Annotated in this window: 18 protein-coding genes; 3 read left to right on the top strand and 15 right to left on the bottom strand. The window is 59.8% G+C overall.

Annotated elements, in window-relative coordinates; all coding sequences use genetic code 11:
- Positions 1-97 precede the first annotated feature (97 nt).
- Positions 98-739 carry an HD domain-containing protein gene (locus tag KVG91_RS11870; protein WP_169376953.1) on the top strand — a complete coding sequence of 214 codons (642 nt, stop codon included), beginning with the start codon at positions 98-100 and terminating at the stop codon, positions 737-739.
- Between the two features lie 129 nt (positions 740-868).
- Here the strand turns inward: KVG91_RS11870 and KVG91_RS11875 are convergent, their stop codons facing one another.
- The 7 genes from KVG91_RS11875 to KVG91_RS11905 form a co-directional block, all read right to left on the bottom strand.
- Positions 869-1,753: an ABC transporter permease subunit gene (locus tag KVG91_RS11875; RefSeq protein ID WP_057723417.1), complete on the bottom strand. Its 885-nt coding sequence runs from the start codon at positions 1,751-1,753 to the stop codon at positions 869-871.
- Positions 1,750-2,670 carry an ABC transporter permease subunit gene (locus KVG91_RS11880; protein ID WP_076951936.1) on the bottom strand — a complete coding sequence of 307 codons (921 nt, stop codon included), beginning with the start codon at positions 2,668-2,670 and terminating at the stop codon, positions 1,750-1,752. The genes KVG91_RS11875 and KVG91_RS11880 overlap by 4 nt, the downstream gene beginning before the upstream one ends.
- Complete coding sequence (locus KVG91_RS11885) at positions 2,667-3,809, bottom strand: ABC transporter ATP-binding protein (RefSeq protein ID WP_169376954.1); 1,143 nt, start codon at positions 3,807-3,809, stop codon at positions 2,667-2,669. Before KVG91_RS11885 ends, KVG91_RS11880 begins: the two co-directional genes overlap by 4 nt.
- A gap of 62 nt (positions 3,810-3,871) precedes the next feature.
- A complete protein-coding gene (locus KVG91_RS11890; RefSeq protein ID WP_169376955.1) occupies positions 3,872-4,966 on the bottom strand; it encodes a polyamine ABC transporter substrate-binding protein in 1,095 nt (364 codons plus the stop codon).
- A 242-nt stretch (positions 4,967-5,208) separates the two neighbouring features.
- Positions 5,209-6,303 carry a polyamine ABC transporter substrate-binding protein gene (locus KVG91_RS11895; RefSeq protein WP_169376976.1) on the bottom strand — a complete coding sequence of 365 codons (1,095 nt, stop codon included), beginning with the start codon at positions 6,301-6,303 and terminating at the stop codon, positions 5,209-5,211.
- Positions 6,304-6,387: 84 nt separating this feature from the next.
- Positions 6,388-7,752, bottom strand: coding sequence for an aspartate aminotransferase family protein (locus KVG91_RS11900; protein WP_169376956.1), 1,365 nt, complete (start codon positions 7,750-7,752; stop codon positions 6,388-6,390).
- Positions 7,753-7,810: 58 nt separating this feature from the next.
- Entirely contained in the window at positions 7,811-9,169 is a 1,359-nt protein-coding gene (locus KVG91_RS11905; RefSeq protein ID WP_076951940.1) for a glutamine synthetase family protein, read from the bottom strand.
- A 596-nt stretch (positions 9,170-9,765) separates the two neighbouring features.
- Between KVG91_RS11905 and KVG91_RS11910 the strand changes: the two genes are divergently transcribed.
- Entirely contained in the window at positions 9,766-11,142 is a 1,377-nt protein-coding gene (locus KVG91_RS11910) for a glutamine synthetase family protein (protein WP_003176781.1), read from the top strand.
- Between the two features lie 219 nt (positions 11,143-11,361).
- On the top strand, positions 11,362-11,991 hold the full coding sequence (locus KVG91_RS11915; protein WP_169376957.1) for a TetR/AcrR family transcriptional regulator: 630 nt from the start codon (positions 11,362-11,364) through the stop codon (positions 11,989-11,991).
- A 251-nt stretch (positions 11,992-12,242) separates the two neighbouring features.
- Here the strand turns inward: KVG91_RS11915 and KVG91_RS11920 are convergent, their stop codons facing one another.
- From KVG91_RS11920 to KVG91_RS11955, 8 genes are all read right to left on the bottom strand, one after another.
- On the bottom strand, positions 12,243-12,458 hold the full coding sequence (locus tag KVG91_RS11920) for a TOBE domain-containing protein (protein ID WP_169376958.1): 216 nt from the start codon (positions 12,456-12,458) through the stop codon (positions 12,243-12,245).
- Between the two features lie 19 nt (positions 12,459-12,477).
- Complete coding sequence (ssuB, locus tag KVG91_RS11925) at positions 12,478-13,284, bottom strand: aliphatic sulfonates ABC transporter ATP-binding protein (RefSeq protein WP_169376959.1); 807 nt, start codon at positions 13,282-13,284, stop codon at positions 12,478-12,480.
- Positions 13,281-14,069, bottom strand: a complete 789-nt coding sequence (ssuC, locus tag KVG91_RS11930; RefSeq protein ID WP_169376960.1) for an aliphatic sulfonate ABC transporter permease SsuC — start codon at positions 14,067-14,069, stop codon at positions 13,281-13,283. The genes ssuB and ssuC overlap by 4 nt, the downstream gene beginning before the upstream one ends.
- A gap of 9 nt (positions 14,070-14,078) precedes the next feature.
- Entirely contained in the window at positions 14,079-15,227 is a 1,149-nt protein-coding gene (ssuD, locus tag KVG91_RS11935; RefSeq protein ID WP_169376961.1) for an FMNH2-dependent alkanesulfonate monooxygenase, read from the bottom strand.
- 25 nt (positions 15,228-15,252) lie between these two features.
- The gene (locus tag KVG91_RS11940) at positions 15,253-16,224 is read right to left on the bottom strand and encodes a sulfonate ABC transporter substrate-binding protein (protein WP_169376962.1); all 972 of its coding nucleotides are present in this window, start codon (positions 16,222-16,224) and stop codon (positions 15,253-15,255) included.
- A 97-nt stretch (positions 16,225-16,321) separates the two neighbouring features.
- Positions 16,322-16,915: an NADPH-dependent FMN reductase gene (gene ssuE / locus KVG91_RS11945; protein ID WP_169376963.1), complete on the bottom strand. Its 594-nt coding sequence runs from the start codon at positions 16,913-16,915 to the stop codon at positions 16,322-16,324.
- A gap of 318 nt (positions 16,916-17,233) precedes the next feature.
- Entirely contained in the window at positions 17,234-17,872 is a 639-nt protein-coding gene (locus tag KVG91_RS11950) for a peroxiredoxin (RefSeq protein ID WP_169376964.1), read from the bottom strand.
- Between the two features lie 291 nt (positions 17,873-18,163).
- A complete protein-coding gene (locus tag KVG91_RS11955) occupies positions 18,164-19,528 on the bottom strand; it encodes an OprD family porin (protein WP_169376965.1) in 1,365 nt (454 codons plus the stop codon).
- Between the last annotated feature and the right edge of the window lie 140 nt (positions 19,529-19,668).

Genomic DNA, 19,668 nt, shown 5'->3' on the forward strand with positions numbered 1-19,668 from the left:
GCGATGTGAAGGCACATTGGCCGACATCGCTCCCCCGCCAAGGTGGCTGCCTCACGGACACGCGACCAGACTGGAACCTTTCCAGAGGAGAACCACCATGCGCACCACCATCGCCGGCATCCAGATCCCCGATAGCGCCTTGGCCCGGGCCACCACCGAATACATCCGTGACGTCGAGTCCGACCTGCTCTATCACCACTCCCGCCGGGTATTTCTGTTCGGCGCGATGAGCGGTGAGCGCAAGCAGCTGGCCTATAACCCGGAGCTGCTGTATGTCGGCGCGATGTTCCATGACCTGGGCCTGGTTGAAGGCCACCGCAGCGACGACCAGCGGTTTGAAGTCGACGGCGCCAACGCGGCCGCTGCGTTCCTCAAGCCTTACGGGCTGAGCGATGACGATATCGAGCAAGTGTGGCTGTCCATTGCACTGCACACCACGCCAGGCGTGCCGCAGCATCTGCGGCCGACCGTGGCGCTGGTGACGGCTGGTGTGGAGATGGATGTGCTGGGCATGGACTATGCCGCGTTCAGCACCCTGCAGCGCGAAGCCGTGGTGCATGCGCACCCACGCGGTGAAGGGTTCAAGGAGTGCATCATCTGTGCGTTTGCCGACGGTTTGCGCCATCGCCCGCAGACCACGTTTGGCAACGTGAAGACCGATGTGCTGGTGGATCAGGAGCCGGGGTTCAAGCCGATGAACTTTGTCGAGGTGATTCGTAAGTCGCCGTGGGCTGCATAGTTGACTTGAAATGCAAAACCCCTGTGGGAGCTGGCTTGCCTGCGATGCAGACGCCTCGGTCCATCAGCTATACCGAGGCGAGGCTATCGCAGGCAAGCCAGCTCCCACATTTTGACCCTGCTTCGGCTGTTAGACAGGCGCAGGCGCGCGGCGCTTGTCCGGCTGCTGCCAACCGTCGGCCGCCGCTTCTTCGATCGCTTGCTGGATGGCCTTCTTGCGGTGTTCCTCGGCACGGCGGCTGAAGAACCACACCAGGAAGGTCACCAACGACACCGCCAACAGGATCAGGCTGGCCACGGCGTTGATCTCGGGTTTGACCCCAAGACGCACCGCCGAGAACACTTCCATCGGCAACGTCGTCGAGCCCGGCCCCGAGACGAAGCTCGCCAGTACCAGGTCGTCCAGGGACAGCGCGAACGACATCATGCCGCCCGCCGCCAACGACGGCGCGATCATCGGGATGGTGATCAGGAAGAACACCTTCCACGGCCGCGCGCCCAGGTCCATCGCCGCTTCTTCGATCGACAGGTCCAGCTCACGCAGGCGCGCCGACACCACCACCGCCACATACGCCGCACAGAACGTCGTGTGGGCGATCCAGATGGTGACGATGCCACGCTCCTGGGGCCAACCGATCATCTGCGCCATGGCCACGAACAGCAGCAACAGCGACAGACCGGTGATCACTTCCGGCATCACCAACGGCGCCGTCACCAGGCCGCCGAACAAGGTACGGCCCTTGAACTGGCTGATGCGCGTCAACACGAATGCTGCCAGCGTACCCAGCGCCACCGCAGCCACCGCCGTGTAGCAGGCGATTTCCAGCGAGCGCGCCACCGAGCCCATCAACTGGGTGTTGTCCAGCAGGCCCACGTACCACTTGATCGACCAACCGCCCCACACCGTCACCAGCTTGGACTCGTTGAACGAGTAGATCACCAGGATCAGCATCGGCAGGTAGATGAACAACAACCCCACGACCAGCATGAAGCTGGAGAAACGAAAGCGCTTCATATCTTGCCCTCCAGCTCTTTGGCCTGGCTGCGGTTGAACAGGATGATCGGCACGATCAGGATCGCCAGCATCACCACCGCCAGGGCGGACGCCACCGGCCAGTCACGGTTATTGAAGAATTCCTGCCACAGCACTTTACCAATCATGAGGGTTTCCGGGCCGCCGAGCAGTTCCGGGATCACGAATTCGCCCACTACCGGGATGAAGACCAGCATGCAGCCGGCGATGATGCCGTTCTTGGACAGCGGCACGGTGATTTTCCAGAAGCTGTTGAAGGTGCTTGAGCCCAGATCGGACGCGGCCTCCAGCAGGCTCTGGTCGTGCTTCACCAGGTTGGCGTACAGCGGCAGGATCATGAACGGCAGGTACGAATAGACCACACCGATATACACCGCGATGTTGGTGTTGAGGATCTGCAGCGGTTCGTTGATCAGCCCCATGGACATCAGGAAGCCATTGAGCAGACCGTTGTTACTCAGAATGCCCATCCACGCATACACGCGGATCAGGATCGCGGTCCAGGTCGGCATCATGATCAGCAGCACCAGCACGGTCTGCATCTCTTTGCGCGCAGTGGCAATGGCGTAGGCCATCGGATAGCCGATCAGCAGGCACAACAGCGTGCTGAAGAACGCCATCTTCAGCGAGCCCAGGTACGCGGAGATATACAGGTCGTCGCCGGCCAGCAATTGGTAGTTGGCCAGGTTCAGCACCAACTGCAGCTTTTGCTCAACGTAGGTGTAGATCTCGGTGTAGGGCGGAATCGCCACGTCGGCTTCGGCAAAGCTGATTTTCAGCACGATGAAAAACGGCAGTGCGAAAAACAGGAACAGCCACAGGAACGGAATCCCGATGACCACCTGCTTGCCGGTGGGGACGATGCGATCCAAGCGCCGCTTGAACTTTTTCATGTTCATGAGCGAAGTACCACGCCGCTGTCGTCTTCCCACCACACGTAGACCTGATCGCCCCAGGTCGGACGCTGGCCACGGCGCTCGGCGTTGGCCACGAAGGACTGCACCAGCTTGCCGCTCGGCAGTTGCACGTAGAACACCGAGTGGCCGCCCAGGTAGGCGATGTCATGCACCTTGCCGCTGGACCAGTTGTGCTCGCAGGTCGGCATTTCGGTGGTCACCAGCAGCTTTTCCGGGCGGATGGCGTAGGTTACCGACTTGTCTTCCACCGCGGTGGCGATGCCGTAGCCGACGTAGATGTCGCGGTCCAGGTCCGGGCACTTGAGCACCGCATGGCCTTCGGCGTCATCCACCACTTGGGTGTCGAAGATGTTGACGTTGCCGATGAACTCGCACACCAGGCGGCTGGTAGGGGTTTCGTAGATGTCGATCGGGCTGCCGATCTGCGCGATCCAGCCCAGGTGCATGATCGCGATGCGCTCGGCCATGGTCATGGCCTCTTCCTGGTCGTGGGTCACCATCACGCAGGTCACGCCGACGCGTTCGATGATCTCAACCAGCTCGAGCTGCATCTGTGAACGCAGTTTCTTGTCGAGGGCGCCCATCGGCTCATCGAGCAGCAGCAGTTTCGGGCGCTTGGCCAGGGAGCGAGCCAAGGCCACACGCTGGCGCTGGCCGCCGGACAACTGGTGCGGCTTGCGCTTGGCGTACTGGCTCATCTGCACCAGCTTGAGCATCTCGGCCACACGGGCGTCGACCTCGGCCTTGGGGATCTTGTCCTGCTGCAGGCCGAACGCGATGTTCTGCGCCACGGTCATGTGCGGGAACAAGGCGTAGGACTGGAACATCATGTTGATCGGCCGCTCGTAGGGCGGCATGTCGGTGATGTCCACACCGTCGAGGTAGATGCGACCTTCGGTCGGGCGCTCGAAGCCTGCGAGCATACGCAACAAGGTGGACTTGCCCGAACCCGAACCGCCGAGCAAGGCGAAGATCTCGCCTTTCTTGATTTCCAGGGACACATCGTCCACGGCAATCGTCTCGTCGAACTTCTTCGTGACCCGGTCGATTTTGACCAGCACCTTTTTCGGTGTCTGGTCGCCCTCGAGGGCTTTCTTATAGGCGCCGGAGGCAACTGCCATTTACGAAACTCCCAACAAATTTGCAGTCCGCCCCAGGTGAGCGAACTTGGATAGTTTGAGCCTTACTTGCCCGTCTTGACCTTGGTCCAGCTGCGGGTCATTAAACGCTGCACCTTGGGGGGCAACTCGAAGTTGACGAATGTCCTGTCGAGCACCGCCTGCGGTGGGTAAACCGCTTCGTCGGTGCGTATCGATTGCTCCATCAGTTTGTCCGCACCAGGGTTGGGGTTGGCGTAACCGACGTAATCACTGACCTGGGCGATCACCTCAGGTTGCAGCAAATAGTTGATGAACGCGTGGGCCTCCTTGACGTTGGTCGCATCCTTGGGGATGGCCAGCACGTCAAACCACAGGTTGCCGCCTTCCTTGGGAATCACGTAGGCAATGTTCACGCCTTTGCCCGCCTCGCTTGCCCGGGCCTTGGCCTGGAACACATCGCCGGAGAAACCTGCCGCTACGCAAATGTTGCCGTTGGCCAGGTCCGAGATGTACTTGGAAGAATGGAAGTAGGTCACGTAAGGACGCACTTTGAGCAGCTTGGCTTCGGCCTTCTTGTAGTCTTCCGGGTCGCTGCTGTTGGGATCGAGGCCCATGTAGTTGAGCACCGCCGGCAGCATTTCATCCGCCGAGTCCATGAACGATACGCCGCACGAGGCCAGCTTCTTCATGTTTTCCGGCTCGAACAGCACGGCCCAGGAATCGATATGGTCGACGCCCAGCACTTCCTTCACTTTATCGACGTTGTAGCCGATGCCGTTGGTGCCCCACAGGTACGGGACGGCGTACTGGTTGCCCGGGTCGTTCTTTTCCAGGCGCTTGAGCAACGCCGGGTCGAGGTTCGCGTAGTTCGTCAGCAATGACTTGTCGAGCTTCTGGAACGCCCCGGCCTTGATCTGCTTGCCGAGGAAGTGGTTGGACGGCACGACCACGTCGTAGCCGGTGCGCCCGGCCAGCAGCTTGCCCTCCAGGGTTTCGTTGGAGTCGAAGACGTCATACACGGGCTTGATGCCGCTGGCTTTTTCGAAGTTGACCAGGGTGTCGGTACCGATGTAGTCCGACCAGTTATAAATATGCACCGTGGGTGCGGCCTGCACGCTGACAGCCAGCGTGAGACCTGCACCCACCAGCAAGGCTTTGCGAAATAAAGAAATTGGCAAGTGGAGGTCCTCTTAAATAGTTGGGCCTTAAAGTTGTTGCCCGGCAACAAAACCGGCGCGCAACTTACCCTCGATAAACCGATCCGGCAAAACTTTCTGTCATTTAATTTGCAGAAGGTGGTTTATGTGGGAGCGGGCTTGCTCGCGAAGGCGGCGTATCAGTCGATACATAGGCTGGCTGACACACCGCCTTCGCGAGCAAGCCCGCTCCCACACAAGCTCGCCCCTACAGGTTCCTGGTGTTATTTACCTGATTTGATCTTGGTCCAGCTGCGTGTCATTTCACGCTGGGTTGCAGCCGGCAAATCCGCAATGGCGTAGAGCTTGGCCTGCACATCCGCTGGCGGGTAGATACCCGGATCGCTGGTGATGTCTTTGTCGACCAGCGCGGTAGCCTTCTCGTTACCGTTCGGGAAACGCACGCTGTCGGTGATTTTAGCCATCACTTCCGGCTTGAGCAGGTAGTTCATGAACGCGTAGGCGGCGTCGACGTTTTCGGCATCTTTAGGGATGGCGACCATGTCGAAGAAGCTACCGGCGCCTTCCTTCGGAATGTCATAGGCAACTTTGACCTTGCCGCCGGCTTCGGCCGCGCGGGACTTGGCCTGCTGGATGTCCCCCGAGTAACCCACGGCTACGCAGATGTTGCCGTTGGCCAGGTCGGAGATGTACTTGGACGAGTGGAAATAGCCGATCGAAGGACGGATCTTGAGGAACAACGCCTCGGCTTGCTTCAAGTCGTCTTTTTTCTGGCTGTCGGTCGGCAGGCCGAGGTAATGCAAGGCGATCGGCAGCATTTCGGTGGGCGAATCGAGGAAGCTTACGCCGCAGCTCTTGAGCTTGGCGATGTTCTCAGGCTTGAGCAACACGTCCCACGAATCGATCTTGTCCACGCCCAGCGCGGCTTTGACCTTCTCCGGGTTGTAGCCGATGCCGATCGAACCCCACATGTACGGGAAGGCATGCTTGTTGTCAGGGTCGCTGACCGACACGGCTTTGAGCAGGGATTTGTTCAGGTTGTCGTAGTTGGACAGCTTGGACTTGTCCAGCTCTTGATAGACGCCGGCCTTGATCTGCTTGGCCAGGAAGTTGTTCGACGGCACGACGATGTCGTAGCCGGACTTGCCTGCCAGCAGCTTGGCTTCCAGGGTTTCGTTGCTGTCGAAAACGTCGTACACCACCTTGATGCCCGACTCTTTTTCAAAGTTGGCGATGGTGTCCGGTGCGATGTAGTCGGACCAGTTGTAGACGTGCAGTACTTTATTGTCTGCCTGCACCGCGCCCGCCATTGCGCCCATCAGGGACAAGGCGAGGAGGGTCTTGCCGGCGTTCTTCAAACCTGATGCCTTCATTTCGTGATGCTCCAATTTTTTCTTTATTAGCCACAGCCTGCGTTATTTGCCGCAGGCGCAGACTAGCACTTAGCCCTGCAATGCCGCCAAGGTCAGGTCCAGGCATGTACGCGCCTTGGTCACCAACTCGTCGATTTCGGTCTTGCTGATCACCAGTGGCGGCGAAATGATCATGGTGTCGCCTACCGCGCGCATGATCAGGCCGTTATTGAAGCAGAAATTGCGGCAAATCATACCCACGCCTTTGCCTTCATAACGCTTGCGCGTGGCTCTGTCCTGCACCAGCTCGATCGCCCCAAGCATGCCTACGCCGCGCACTTCGCCCACCAGCGGATGATCCGCCAGTTCCCTCAGACGCTTCTGCAAATACGGTGCCGTTTCGTCGCGAACGCGGCTGACGATCTTTTCGTCGCGCATGATGCGGATGTTTTCCAGCGCCACCGCAGCGGCCACCGGGTGGCCGGAGTAGGTGAAGCCGTGGTTGAAATCACCGCCTTCGTTCAGTACGGCCACCACTTCATCGCGCACGATCAGGCCGCCCATGGGGATGTAACCCGAGGTCAGGCCCTTGGCGATGGTCATCATGTGGGGCTTGAGGTCGTAGAAATCGCTACCGAACCACTCACCGGTGCGGCCGAAACCGCAGATCACTTCATCGGCGACAAACAGGATGTCGTACTTGGCGAGGATTTCCTTGATGCGCGGCCAGTAGGTCGCAGGCGGAACGATCACGCCACCGGCGCCCTGAATCGGCTCGGCAATAAAGGCACCGACGCTGTCCACGCCCAGTTCCAGGATCTTTTCTTCCAACTGGTTGGCCGCCCAGATGCCGAACTCGTCGGGGCTCATGTCACCGCCTTCGCCAAACCAGTACGGCTGGGCGATGTGGCAGATGCCCGGGATCGGCAGGTCGCCCTGTTCATGCATGTAGGTCATGCCGCCCAGGCTGGCGCCGGCCACGGTGGAGCCGTGGTAGCCATTCTTGCGGCTGATGATGGTTTTCTTGTTGGGCTGGCCCTTGATCGCCCAATAGTGGCGGACCATGCGCAACATGGTGTCGTTGCCTTCGGAGCCGGAACCGGTGAAAAACACATGGTTCATGCCGGCAGGCGCGATGCCTGCAATGGCCTTGGCCAGTTCCAGCACCGGCGGGTGAGCGGTCTGGAAGAACAGGTTGTAGTACGGCAGTTCTTTCATCTGCTTGGCGGCGGCGTCAGCCAGTTCATCGCGACCGTAACCGATCGCCACGCACCACAGGCCGGCCATGCCGTCGAGGATCTTGTTGCCTTCGCTGTCCCACAGGTAAACGCCGTGGGCTTTGGTAATGATGCGTGGACCTTTCTCCTTCAATTGCTTGAAGTCGCTGAACGGCGCCAGGTGGTGATCGCTGCTCAAGGCTTGCCATTCACGGGTTTGCGGGTTGTTGCTGGACATACCAATCTCCTAGACTTTTCAGTGAAGGGCGCGCTGTTCCCACAGCGCGCCCGGCGCATCAGACGGCGAAGAGCAGGAATTCCCGCTCCCACGAACTGATCACGCGCTTGAAGTTTTCATGCTCGGCCCGCTTGACCGCGACGTAGCCTGTGATGAACTTCTGACCCAGGTATTTCTCGATGGTCTTGCTGTTTTCCATGCGCTCCAGAGCGTCTTCGATGGTCAACGGCAGGCGCAGGTTGCGGCGCTCGTAACCACGGCCCACCACCGGCGCGCTCGGATTATGGCCTTCGACCATACCGATGTAGCCGCACAGCAGGCTGGCGGCAATCGCCAGGTACGGGTTGGCGTCGGCGCCCGGCAGGCGGTTTTCCACCCGGCGGTTCTGCGGGCCGGCATCCGGTACGCGCAGGCCGACAGTGCGGTTTTCTTCGCCCCACTCCACGTTCACCGGCGCCGAGGTGTCGGGCAGGAAGCGGCGGAACGAGTTCACGTTGGGGGCAAACAACGGCAGCAATTCGGGAATGAATTTCTGCAGGCCGCCAATGTGGTTGAGAAACAGCTGGCTCATGCTCCCGTCTTCGTTGGAGAAGACGTTCTTGCCGGTGGTGATGTCGATGATGCTCTGGTGCAGGTGCATCGCGCTGCCAGGCTCGCCGGTCATGGGCTTGGCCATGAAGGTGGCGGCCACGTTGTGCTTGAGCGCGGCTTCACGCATGGTGCGCTTGAACACCAGGATCTGGTCGGCCAAGGACAGGGCATCGCCGTGACGGAAGTTGATTTCCATCTGCGCGGTGCCGTCTTCATGAATCAGAGTGTCGAGGTCCAGCTCCTGCAGTTCGCACCAGTCGTAGACGTCTTCGAACAAAGGGTCGAATTCGTTGGCCGCTTCTATAGAGAAGGATTGGCGACCGGTCTCCGGGCGCCCGGAACGGCCAATCGGCGGTTGCAGCGGGAAGTCCGGGTCTTCGCAGCGCTTGGTCAGGTAGAACTCCATCTCCGGCGCCACGATGGGCTGCCAGCCGCGGTCGGCGTAGAGCTTGAGGACTTTCTTGAGCACGTTGCGCGGCGACAGCTCGATCGGGTTGCCTTGCTTGTCGTAGGTGTCGTGGATCACCTGGGCGGTCGGTTCGATGGCCCAGGGCACCAGGAAGACTGCGTTCTGGTCGGGGCGGCAGATCATGTCGATGTCCGCCGGGTCGAGCAATTCGTAATAGATGTCGTCTTCGACATAGTCGCCGGTCACGGTCTGCAACAGAACGCTCTCGGGCAGGCGCATGCCTTTTTCGGCGATGAACTTGTTGGTCGGCGAGATCTTGCCACGGGTGATACCGGTGAGGTCGCCAATCATGCATTCGACTTCTGTGATCTTGTGGTCTTTCAACCAATCGGTGAGCTGGTCGAGGTTGTTACTCATAAATGCCTCTGGGCTGGGTTTCCTGGCATCCGTTAAAGGCCAGGCGTTGGTTGACGCAGCATCCGCGTCGTTTTTCGTTCAGGGTAGGAGCTTACCTGCCATTTGCTGCAACGTTGCATTCCTCACGCCAAAGTTGTGCGTAATCTTGAGCAGCGTGGCAGGCACAAGCGGTTCGGGGGAGAATGAGGAGGCAAAAAAGAGGTCGGCCCGGGCGTCAAGAATATTGGCCGGTGCGCGGGTATTTACACGGGAAGGTTGAACGGGTGACACAGCCCGCCTGGAGCAGGCCAAGACGCCAAATGGCGGCAGGAGACACATGAAGCACCCCGGTATTATTGCTGTTATGGGTTTGAATCGAGCTTAGCCTTGTTCATTTTTTTACACAACACCCCCGTAAAAAATACAACACGGGCCGCTCAAGCCTGCGAGTCCCAAGCCCTTCAAACCCAAAAAACCGCCCCAAAAAGCCCCAAAAGAGCCTTCATGGCGCTTTTTTAGGGCAAAAAAGCCCTTGCTTGACTTCGGCATGCCGTTCGGGTTGACTGAAACCAGAAAAGATCAATGATTGATATTTTTAACAACAAAGGTGTTGCATCATGTCGGTACCCCCGCGTGCCGTTCAGCTTAACGAAGCGAACGCGTTCCTTAAGGATCATCCTGAGGTTCTGTACGTAGACCTTCTAATTGCGGATATGAATGGTGTGGTGCGCGGCAAGCGCATCGAACGCACCAGCCTCCACAAGGTTTACGAGAAGGGCATTAACCTGCCTGCCTCTTTATTTGCCCTGGATATCAACGGCTCTACGGTGGAAAGCACCGGCCTGGGCCTGGACATCGGTGATGCTGACCGAATCTGTTATCCAATCCCCGACACCCTGTGCAATGAGCCCTGGCAAAAGCGCCCGACCGCGCAACTGCTGATGACCATGCACGAACTGGAAGGTGAACCGTTCTTCGCCGATCCGCGCGAAGTGCTCCGCCAGGTCGTCAGCAAGTTTGACGACATGGGCCTGACCATCTGCGCTGCCTTCGAGCTCGAGTTCTACCTGATCGACCAGGAAAACGTGAACGGCCGCCCTCAACCGCCGCGCTCGCCGATCTCGGGCAAACGCCCTCACTCGACACAGGTCTACCTGATCGACGACCTCGACGAATACGTCGACTGCCTCCAGGACATTCTGGAAGGTGCCAAGGAGCAAGGCATCCCGGCCGACGCCATCGTCAAGGAAAGTGCCCCGGCGCAGTTCGAAGTGAACCTGCACCACGTGGCCGACCCGATCAAGGCCTGCGACTACGCCGTACTGCTCAAGCGCCTGATCAAGAACATCGCCTACGACCATGAGATGGACACCACCTTCATGGCCAAGCCTTACCCGGGCCAGGCAGGCAACGGTTTGCACGTACACATCTCCATTCTGGACAAGGACGGCAAGAACATCTTTGCCAGCGAGGATCCCGAGCAGAACGCCGCATTGCGTCACGCGATCGGCGGTGTGCTCGAGACCCTGCCCGCCCAGATGGCGTTCCTGTGCCCCAACGTGAACTCCTACCGGCGTTTCGGCGCACAGTTCTACGTGCCGAACTCGCCGTGCTGGGGCCTGGACAACCGCACCGTGGCGATTCGCGTACCGACCGGCTCGTCCGATGCCGTACGTATCGAACACCGCGTGGCCGGCGCCGATGCCAACCCTTACCTGCTGATGGCCTCGGTCCTGGCAGGCGTGCACCACGGTCTGACCAACAAGATCGAACCTGGCGCACCGGTGGAAGGCAACAGCTACGAGCAGAACGAACAAAGCCTGCCGAACAACCTGCGTGATGCACTGCGTGAGCTGGACGACAGCGAAGTGATGGCCAAGTACATCGATCCTAAATACATCGATATCTTTGTGGCCTGTAAGGAAAGTGAGCTGGAGGAGTTCGAACACTCCATCTCCGACCTTGAGTACAACTGGTACCTGCATACCGTGTAAGCGGTTGCTGCAGTAGAGGAACGCCGCTGACTTGGGTCAGCGGCGTTTTTTTATGGGTTTCTTCCGGTAGACCGCAGTGGCTTCATCGCAGGCAAGCCAGCTCCCACACTTGAATGCATTCACACATCCAATGTGGGAGCTGGCTTGCCTGCGATGGCGTCCTGGCAGACAACACAGATTCCTGCTCATACAATGCCCGCTGCCTTGTAGGAGACTTCCATGACCACCCGCCCCGCCGCCCCTCGCAAACCCCGCGCCCGCAGCCAGGCGCGGATCGACGCGATACTCGACGCGGCCCGCACCTTGCTGGCCACCGAAGGCGTGGCGAGTTTGTCGATCTACAGCGTGGCCGAGCGGGCGCAGATTCCGCCCTCGTCGGTGTATCACTTTTTCGCCAGCGTACCGGCGCTCCTGGAAGCATTGACCGCCGACGTACACGCCGCTTTCCGCGCCGCGATCCAGGCGCCCATCGATCATGAATCACTCAAGCACTGGCGCGACCTGTCCTGCATCGTCGAGCAGCGCATGCTCGTCATCTACGACCAGGACGCCGCCGCGCGCCAGTTGATCCTGGCCCAGCACGGGCTCACCGAGGTGACCCAGGCCGACCGCCAGCATGACCTGGAGTTGGGGGATTTGATGCTGGAGGTGTTCAACCGCCACTTCGAAGTGCCAACGCTACCGAGCGATGTGGATGTGTTTGCCTTGGCGCTGGAATTGAGCGACCGTGTCTATGCGCGCTCGGTGCATCAGCATGGCCTGATCACGCCGCGCATGGCGGAGGAAGGGATGCGGGTGTTTGATGCGTATGTGGGGCTTTATTTGCCGGCGTATTTGCCTAAGCGCTGAGTTTTGTACTGGCTGGACTGGCCTCTTCGCAGCATAGGTATCTACACATCTTTGTAGTGAGCGGGCTTGCCCCGCGCTGGGCTGCGAGCCCCAATAAAGACACCGCCGAGTTCCAGATGGAACCGAGCCGCCTGGTTTGGGGCGGCTTCGCAGCCCAGCGCGGGGCAAGCCCGCTCACTACAGGGAGATTTTTCAACCTTTCGAGTTTCACCAGGCCTTGCCCCCGATGAGGGCCTCAAGGGCAACGCCAATCACAACTTGGCAATCGACACCTCGGTGGACTTCACAAACGCAATCACCTCACTGCCAATCACCAGTTCCAGCTCCCTGACCGAGCGGGTCGTGATCACGGACGTGACGATGCCGGACGCGGTCTGCACGTCGATTTCCGACAGCACGTCGCCTTCGACGATTTCCTTGATGGTGCCCTTGAACTGGTTGCGTACGTTGATGGCTTTGATGGTCATGGTGTTTTTCCTGTGTGAGTTATTGAGCCCAACGCAATTGCGTCGGCAGCGGTGAAACAGGTTCAGGTTCCGGCGGCGTGCCGGGTAAAGACAGCACACGGTTGAGCACTTCGGCTTCCAGCGCGGCCAGGCGGTGCGAGCCGCGGGCCCGTGGACGTGGCAGGTCGACGATCAGGTCGAGGCCGACTTCGCCGTCTTCGATCAGGATCACCCGATCGGCAATGGCCACCGCTTCGCTGACGTCGTGGGTCACCAGCAACACGGTGAAGCCGTGCTTGCGCCAGAGGTTTTCGATCAGTTGCTGCATCTCGATACGGGTCAGGGCATCCAGCGCGCCCAACGGCTCATCGAGCAACAGCAGGCGCGGTTGGTGGATCAACGCACGCGCCAGGGCCACGCGTTGCTTCTGCCCACCGGACAGCGCCGCCGGCCATTCATTGGCCCGCTCGGCCAGGCCGACCGCTTCCAGGGCTTGCAGGGCTTTAGGCCGCCAGTTGTCTTTAAGGCCCAGGCCGACGTTATCGATGATCTTTTTCCACGGCAGCAGGCGCGCCTCCTGGAACATCAACCGCGTATCCGCGATCGCCTCGGCCAGTGGCGCGGAACCGGCCAACAGCTCACCGCCGCTGGCTTTGTCCAGGCCGGCCAGCAGGCGCAGCAAAGTACTTTTGCCGCAGCCGCTGCGACCGACCACCGCCACGAACTGACCGGCAGGAATGTGCAGGTCGATGTCCTTGAGCACTTCGCGCGCGCCAAAGGCCTTGCGCAGTTTGCGTACCGCCAGGGGAATGCCCTTGAGCAGGCGCGGGGGTTGTTGAGCTGTCATGCCGCGCCTCCTTTGTTGCCCTGATAAGCCGGATGCCAGCGCAGCCACACCCGTTCCAGGCCGCGAGCCGCCAGGTCGGCGAGCTTGCCGAGGATGGCGTACATCACGATGGCCAGCACCACCACGTCGGTTTGCAGGAATTCACGCGCGTTCATCGCCAGGTAACCGATGCCCGAGCTGGCCGAGATGGTTTCCGCCACGATCAGCGTCAGCCACATGAAGCCCAGCGCAAACCGCACACCTACCAGGATCGACGGCAGCGCGCCCGGCAGGATCACCTGCCAGAACAGGCTGAAGCCGGACAAGCCATAACTGCGCGACATTTCCACCAGCGCCGGGTCGACGTTGCGGATGCCGTGGTAGGTATTCAGGTAAATCGGGAACAGCGTGCCGAGCGCGACCAGGAAAATCTTCGCCGTCTCGTCAATGCCGAACCACAGGATCACCAAGGGAATCAGCGCCAGGTGCGGCACGTTACGGATCATCTGCACCGAGCTGTCCAGCAGGCGTTCGCCCCACGTTGACAGGCCGGTGACAAAACCCAGGGCCAGGCCAATGCTGCCGCCGATCACAAAACCCAGGCCCGCACGCCAGCCACTGATGGCCAGGTGCATCCAGATCTCACCGCTGGCTATCAGGTTGACGCCCGCTTCGATCACCGCGCTGGGCGCCGGCAGGATGCGTGTCGACAACCAGCCCGCCGACACCGACAGCTGCCACACCGCCAGCAGCAGAATCGGCAGAACCCAGGGCGCCACACGGTGGCTTAGTTTTTCAATATTCATGGCGCTGCCTCAGCTCTGCGACGCAGCTTTGGGAAGAATATCGTTGGCCACCATCTCACCGAACGGGCTCACATATCCGGCGCCTTTTGGCAGCTCGGGACGTTCGACATTCAGGTGGGGAAACAGCAGCTCGGCGACTCGATACGACTCTTCCAGGTGTGGATAACCGGAAAAAATAAACGTGTCGATGCCCAACGCCGCGTACTCATTGACCCGTGCCGCTACGGTTGGGCCATCGCCTACCAGCGCGGTACCGGCACCGCCGCGTACCAGGCCGACACCGGCCCACAGGTTGGGGCTGACTTCGAGGTTGTCGCGACTGCCACCATGCAAGGCAGCCATGCGTTGCTGGCCCACCGAGTCAAAGCGCGACAGCGAGGCCTGGGCGCGGGCGATGGTCTCATCGTCCACATGGGAAATCAGTTTGTCGGCGGCCTGCCAGGCTTCGGCGTTGGTTTCGCGCACGATCACATGCAGGCGAATACCGAAGCGCACGGTGCGCCCAAGCTTCGCGGCCTTGGCCCGTACCTGGGCGATTTTTTCCGCGACGGCGGCCGGTGGCTCGCCCCACGTCAGCACCATCTCAACCTGCTCGGCCGCCAGGTCCTGCGCCGCTTCGGAAGAACCGCCGAAGTACAGCGGCGGACGAGGCTGCTGGATCGGCGGGTAGAGCAGCTTGGCGCCTTTGACGCTGATGTGCTCGCCGTCGTAGTCCACGGTTTCGCCTTCGAGCACGCGGCGCCAGATGCGGGTGAACTCCACCGAGGCCTGGTAGCGCTCTTCATGGTTGAGGAACAAACCGTCGCCGGCCAGCTCTTCCGGGTCGCCGCCAGTGACCAGGTTGAACAGCGCACGGCCGCCGGACAACCGGTCCAGGGTCGCGGCCTGGCGCGCGGCCACCGTCGGGGAAATGATCCCGGGGCGCAGCGCGACGAGGAATTTCAAACGCTGGGTCACCGGGATCAGCGACGCCGCGACCAGCCACGAGTCTTCGCAGGAGCGCCCGGTGGGGATCAGCACCCCGCCGAAGCCCAGGCGGTCGGCAGCCTGGGCCACTTGCTGCAGGTAACCGTGATCGACGGCGCGAGCGCCTTCGGCGGTGCCGAGGTAATGGCCGTCGCCGTGAGTAGGCAGGAACCAGAAAATATTGAGGCTCATGGAGTTGTCTCCTGAAAAAGTCGGATTACGGCGCTTTAGCCACGGCAGCGGCGGGCGGTGTCCAGATCACGTCCTTGATGTTCAAGGGCTTGGGGATCAATTTGAGTTGGTAGAAGGTGTCGGCGATTTTCTGCTGGGCCGCGACCACTTCCGGAGTCAGGAACACCGCACCGAAGCCTTGGCGCTTCATTGAGGTCAAGGTGACATCGGCGGGCAGCCCCAGCAGTGGCGCTACCTGCGCGGTGACTTGTTCAGGGTTGGCCTTGGCCCATTCGCCCACGGCGCGCACTTCTTCCACCAGCGCCGCGATGATTTCAGGGTGCTGCTCTGCATAGGGCTTGGTTGCCAGGTAGAACTGATGGTTATCGGCGATGCCCGTGCCATCGCGCAGGGTGCGCGCTTGCAGTTGTTTCTCGGCGGCAGCCTGGTACGGGTCCCAGATCACCCAGGCGTCAACGCTGCCACGCTCGAACGCGGCACGCGCATCGGCGGGCGGCAGGAACACGGTGTGCACATCGGTGTATTTGAGGCCGGCGTCTTCCAGCGCACGCACCAGCAGGTAGTGGACGTTGGAGCCTTTGTTGAGCACGACTTTCTTGCCCTTGAGCTCGGCCACGGACTTGATCGGCGAATCCTTGGGCACCAGGATCGCCTCGCTGGTGGGCGCGGGTGGCTCGTAGGCGACGTAGAGCAGGTCGGCACCGGCCGCCTGGGCGAAGACCGGCGGCGTTTCGCCGGTCACGCCAAAGTCGATGGATCCGACGTTCAGGCCTTCGAGCAATTGCGGGCCGCCAGGAAACTCGGTCCATTGCACGTTCACGCCCTGGGCGGCCAGGCGTTTTTCCAGGGTGCCCTTGGCCTTGAGCAGCACCAGCGTGCCGTACTTCTGATAACCGATACGCAAGGTCTCGGCCGCTTGAGCTTGAACAATGACGCCGAAGGACACAGCCGCAGCAAACAGTGCGACCAGACCACGACGCAAGATGACAGTGCGCATGGCGCTCTCTCCAAAAATGCGATGAGGGTTTTGGCTGCACCTGCTTGGCCGTTGGCGGCTGAGTAAGGTGAGGGTTTTTCCAGGTTTCGGGTAAGACTTAAATGCTCCAGCGAGCAGTCAATAAACGGTCATTCAACGCATTCGGGTCCAGCGGTTGCGGGCGGCGGGCCATGGCGCTGTAGAGCGTTTCCAATGCCTCGTGCAAACGCTGCTCGAGCACCGGGACCAACTGCGCTTGGACACTGCCTTCGCCATAGGCGATCTGGCTGTCTTCGGCAAAAATACCGTGGAGCAACTCCTGGGCTTTCAGCGCCGACAGCACCGGCTTCAAGGCGTAGTCCACCGCCAGCATGTGGGCGATGCTGCCGCCGGTCGCCATCGGCAACACGATCTTGTGGGCCAGCGCGCGTTCGGGCAGCAGGTCGAGCACGGTCTTCAGTGCGCCGGAAAACGAAGCCTTGTACACCGGCGTGGCGATCACCAGGCCGTCGGCGTTCGCCACCTGTTGCAGCAGGTCGACGACCTTGGGGCTGTCGAAGCGCGCGTGCAGCAGGTCTTCAGCTGGAAAGTCGCGTATCTGGTAACTCACCACTTCTACGCCTTTGTCTTGCAACCACTGACGGGTTTTATCCAACAGCACCCCGGAGCGGGAACGCTGACTGGGACTGCCTCCAAGTGTTACGACCAACATGCAGGAATTCCTTGAGCGGGTGTCGGCGGTTCGCTGTGTGGCGATGGCGCCAAGATGGAACAGACCATATCAGCAGATTTATATATCTATAAATCTTATTTATTCATTTAGTTATTCTTTAAATACATATGTGTTTTATGAACCAGCGGGCGAAAAAAAAGGCCGTCGGAACGGCCTGAAAACCCCTGCTATGTGAGTTTTGAAATGCGGTTAAACCTGTGGGAGCGGGCTTGCTCGCGAATGCGGGGTGTCAGTCACACCTGTATCGACTGACCCACCGCATTCGCGAGCAAGCCCGCTCCCACAGGGGGTTCTGTGTCAATGATTAGGTTGGGGGGTGAGGCGCAGGTACGGCTTCACGGCGCGATACCCCTTCGGAAAGCGTCGCTTGATCTCTTCCTCGTCCTTGAGCGATGGCACGATCACTACCTCATCGCCGTCCTGCCAGTTGGCGGGGGTGGCGACCTTGTGGTTGTCGGTCAACTGCAACGAGTCGATCACCCGCAGGATCTCGTGGAAGTTGCGGCCGGTGCTGGCCGGATAGGTGATGGTCAGCCGGATCTTTTTGTTCGGGTCGATCACGAACAGGGAGCGTACGGTGAGGGTGTCACTGGCGTTCGGGTGGATCAGGTCGTACAGGTCGGACACCTTGCGGTCGGCGTCTGCCAGGATCGGGAAGTTGACCACGGTATGCTGGGTTTCGTTGATGTCTTCGATCCACTTGTGGTGCGAGTCCACGGGGTCGACTGACAGCGCGATGGCCTTGACGCCACGCTTGGCGAACTCGTCCTTGAGCTTGGCGGTGAAGCCAAGCTCAGTAGTGCACACCGGGGTGAAGTCCGCCGGGTGGGAAAACAACACACCCCAGCTATCGCCCAGCCATTCGTGGAAACGAATCTTGCCGGCGCTGGAATCCTGTTCGAAGTCGGGGGCGATATCGCCCAGTCTTAGGCTCATGGTGTGGCTCCTGGTGAGTGCTTATGGAGGCCACTGTGCATGAAGTGTGGATTATTTAAAAAGAATGAATATCGCTTTATCCAGACGATAAAGGAATATTAAAAATCTGTTCATTGGACGCGGATACAGGCGAGGAGCAACATCGGTTTCAAGGTTTGAGAAGGCCTTGAGACGCTGCAAACAGAGGGGTTCAGGAAGGGCTTGCGGGGGTTGAGCCCGACTTGAAAAGCAAGACACCCTGCCCGGCGTGACGCCGGGCAGGGTTTTATGGCTTACAACAGCTTCATGCTACTAGAACAGTGGCAGCGAGTAGCTGACGATCAGGCGGTTTTCGTCCTGGGAACGAGTATTCGCCAGGTCGGTGCGCCACATAGCATTTTTCCAGGCAACGCCCAGGTTTTTCAGCGGGCCTTCCGGGATCACGTAGGCAACGGTGATGTCACGTTCCCACTCGGATTGGCCGGTGGTTTCGGCACGCCCGGCATTGTTGGCGATGGTATCGATGTCGCTACCTTTGAGGTAGACGACACCAGCAGTCAGGCCAGGTACGCCAACCTTGGCGAAGTCATAAGCGTAGCGAGCTTGCCAAGTACGCTCGCCGGCACGGGCGAACTTCTGGATCTGCATGTCGGTAGTCAGGTAAGCCGACGAACCGTCACCCTGGTTCAACCATGGGAAGTCGCTGCTGCCATTGCTGACTTGGTAACCACCACCAAAGGTGTGACCTGCAACGGTGTACAGGAAGAGACCGCTGTACAGGTTATTGTCGACTTTGCCCTTGCCAGCGTTGAAGCCGTTGTAGTTACCGTTGGTGTAGTAAGCAGGCGTGTTACCGTTGAGACCGTCGTCGGAACTGTTGAAGTAGCGCAGATCAGACTTCAGCACGCCCGGACCGATCGACCAGTTGTGGGTCAACCCCAGGAAGTGTTGCTTGTAGAAGTCTTCCAGATTGCCGTAGTAGTACTGGGCAGTCAGGTCCTTGGTGATTTTGTAGTCACCGCCTGCGTAGTAAAACTTGTTTACGAACGAGCCTGTGCGGTAGTTGGAGCTACCATTGGCGCCGCCCAGCGACAAGCCTTCGTTGTTACTGGAGTTACGGCCCTTGGCGTGCTCGACCTGACCGGCAACCAGAGTCAAATCCTTGATATCGTTTGTAGTGATCTGGCCACCTTGGAAGGTTTGCGGCAGCAGACGACCATCGTTGGTGACGATAACTGGCAACTTAGGCTGCAAAGTGCCCAGTTTCAGTTCGGTCTGCGAGATCTTCACCTTGCCGGTGACGCCCAGGCTGGCGAAGTCGTGGACGGCTTTGTTGCCATCGCTTGGGAACATGGTGCCGCCAGAAGCGGTGCCGCTGTAGTTACCGTGTTCTGCACGGCTGGAATCCAGACGCACACCGTACAAGCCGATTGCGTCCACACCGAACTGAACGGTGCCCTGGGTGTAACCCGAGATGAAACGCAGGTCGAAGCCTTGGCCCCATTCGGCGTTCTTGCTACGGCTGCTCGAAGTAGGAGCGCCATCACGGTTATCGGTGTTGATGTAGAAGTTACGCAGCCCCAGTGTTGCCTTGCTATCTTCGATAAAACCGGCAGCGCCTGCTTGCTGGGCGATTGCGCCCAAAGCTACAGCCAAAGCCAAGGTGGACTTATTCATGTACCGCTCCTCTCGTTTCTAATTTTTGTATTTCTTTGGTCTCGGGTCTGACGCCCTCGATCCACAGATGCGCGATTAGCGCCAGATAGTGACTGCCAAGTCAATCGTAACCTTGTGTGTCTACTACCTTCGTCTAACCA

Origin of the sequence: Pseudomonas azadiae (assembly GCF_019145355.1) — a bacterium.
Taxonomy (GTDB): Bacteria; Pseudomonadota; Gammaproteobacteria; order Pseudomonadales; family Pseudomonadaceae; genus Aquipseudomonas; species Aquipseudomonas azadiae.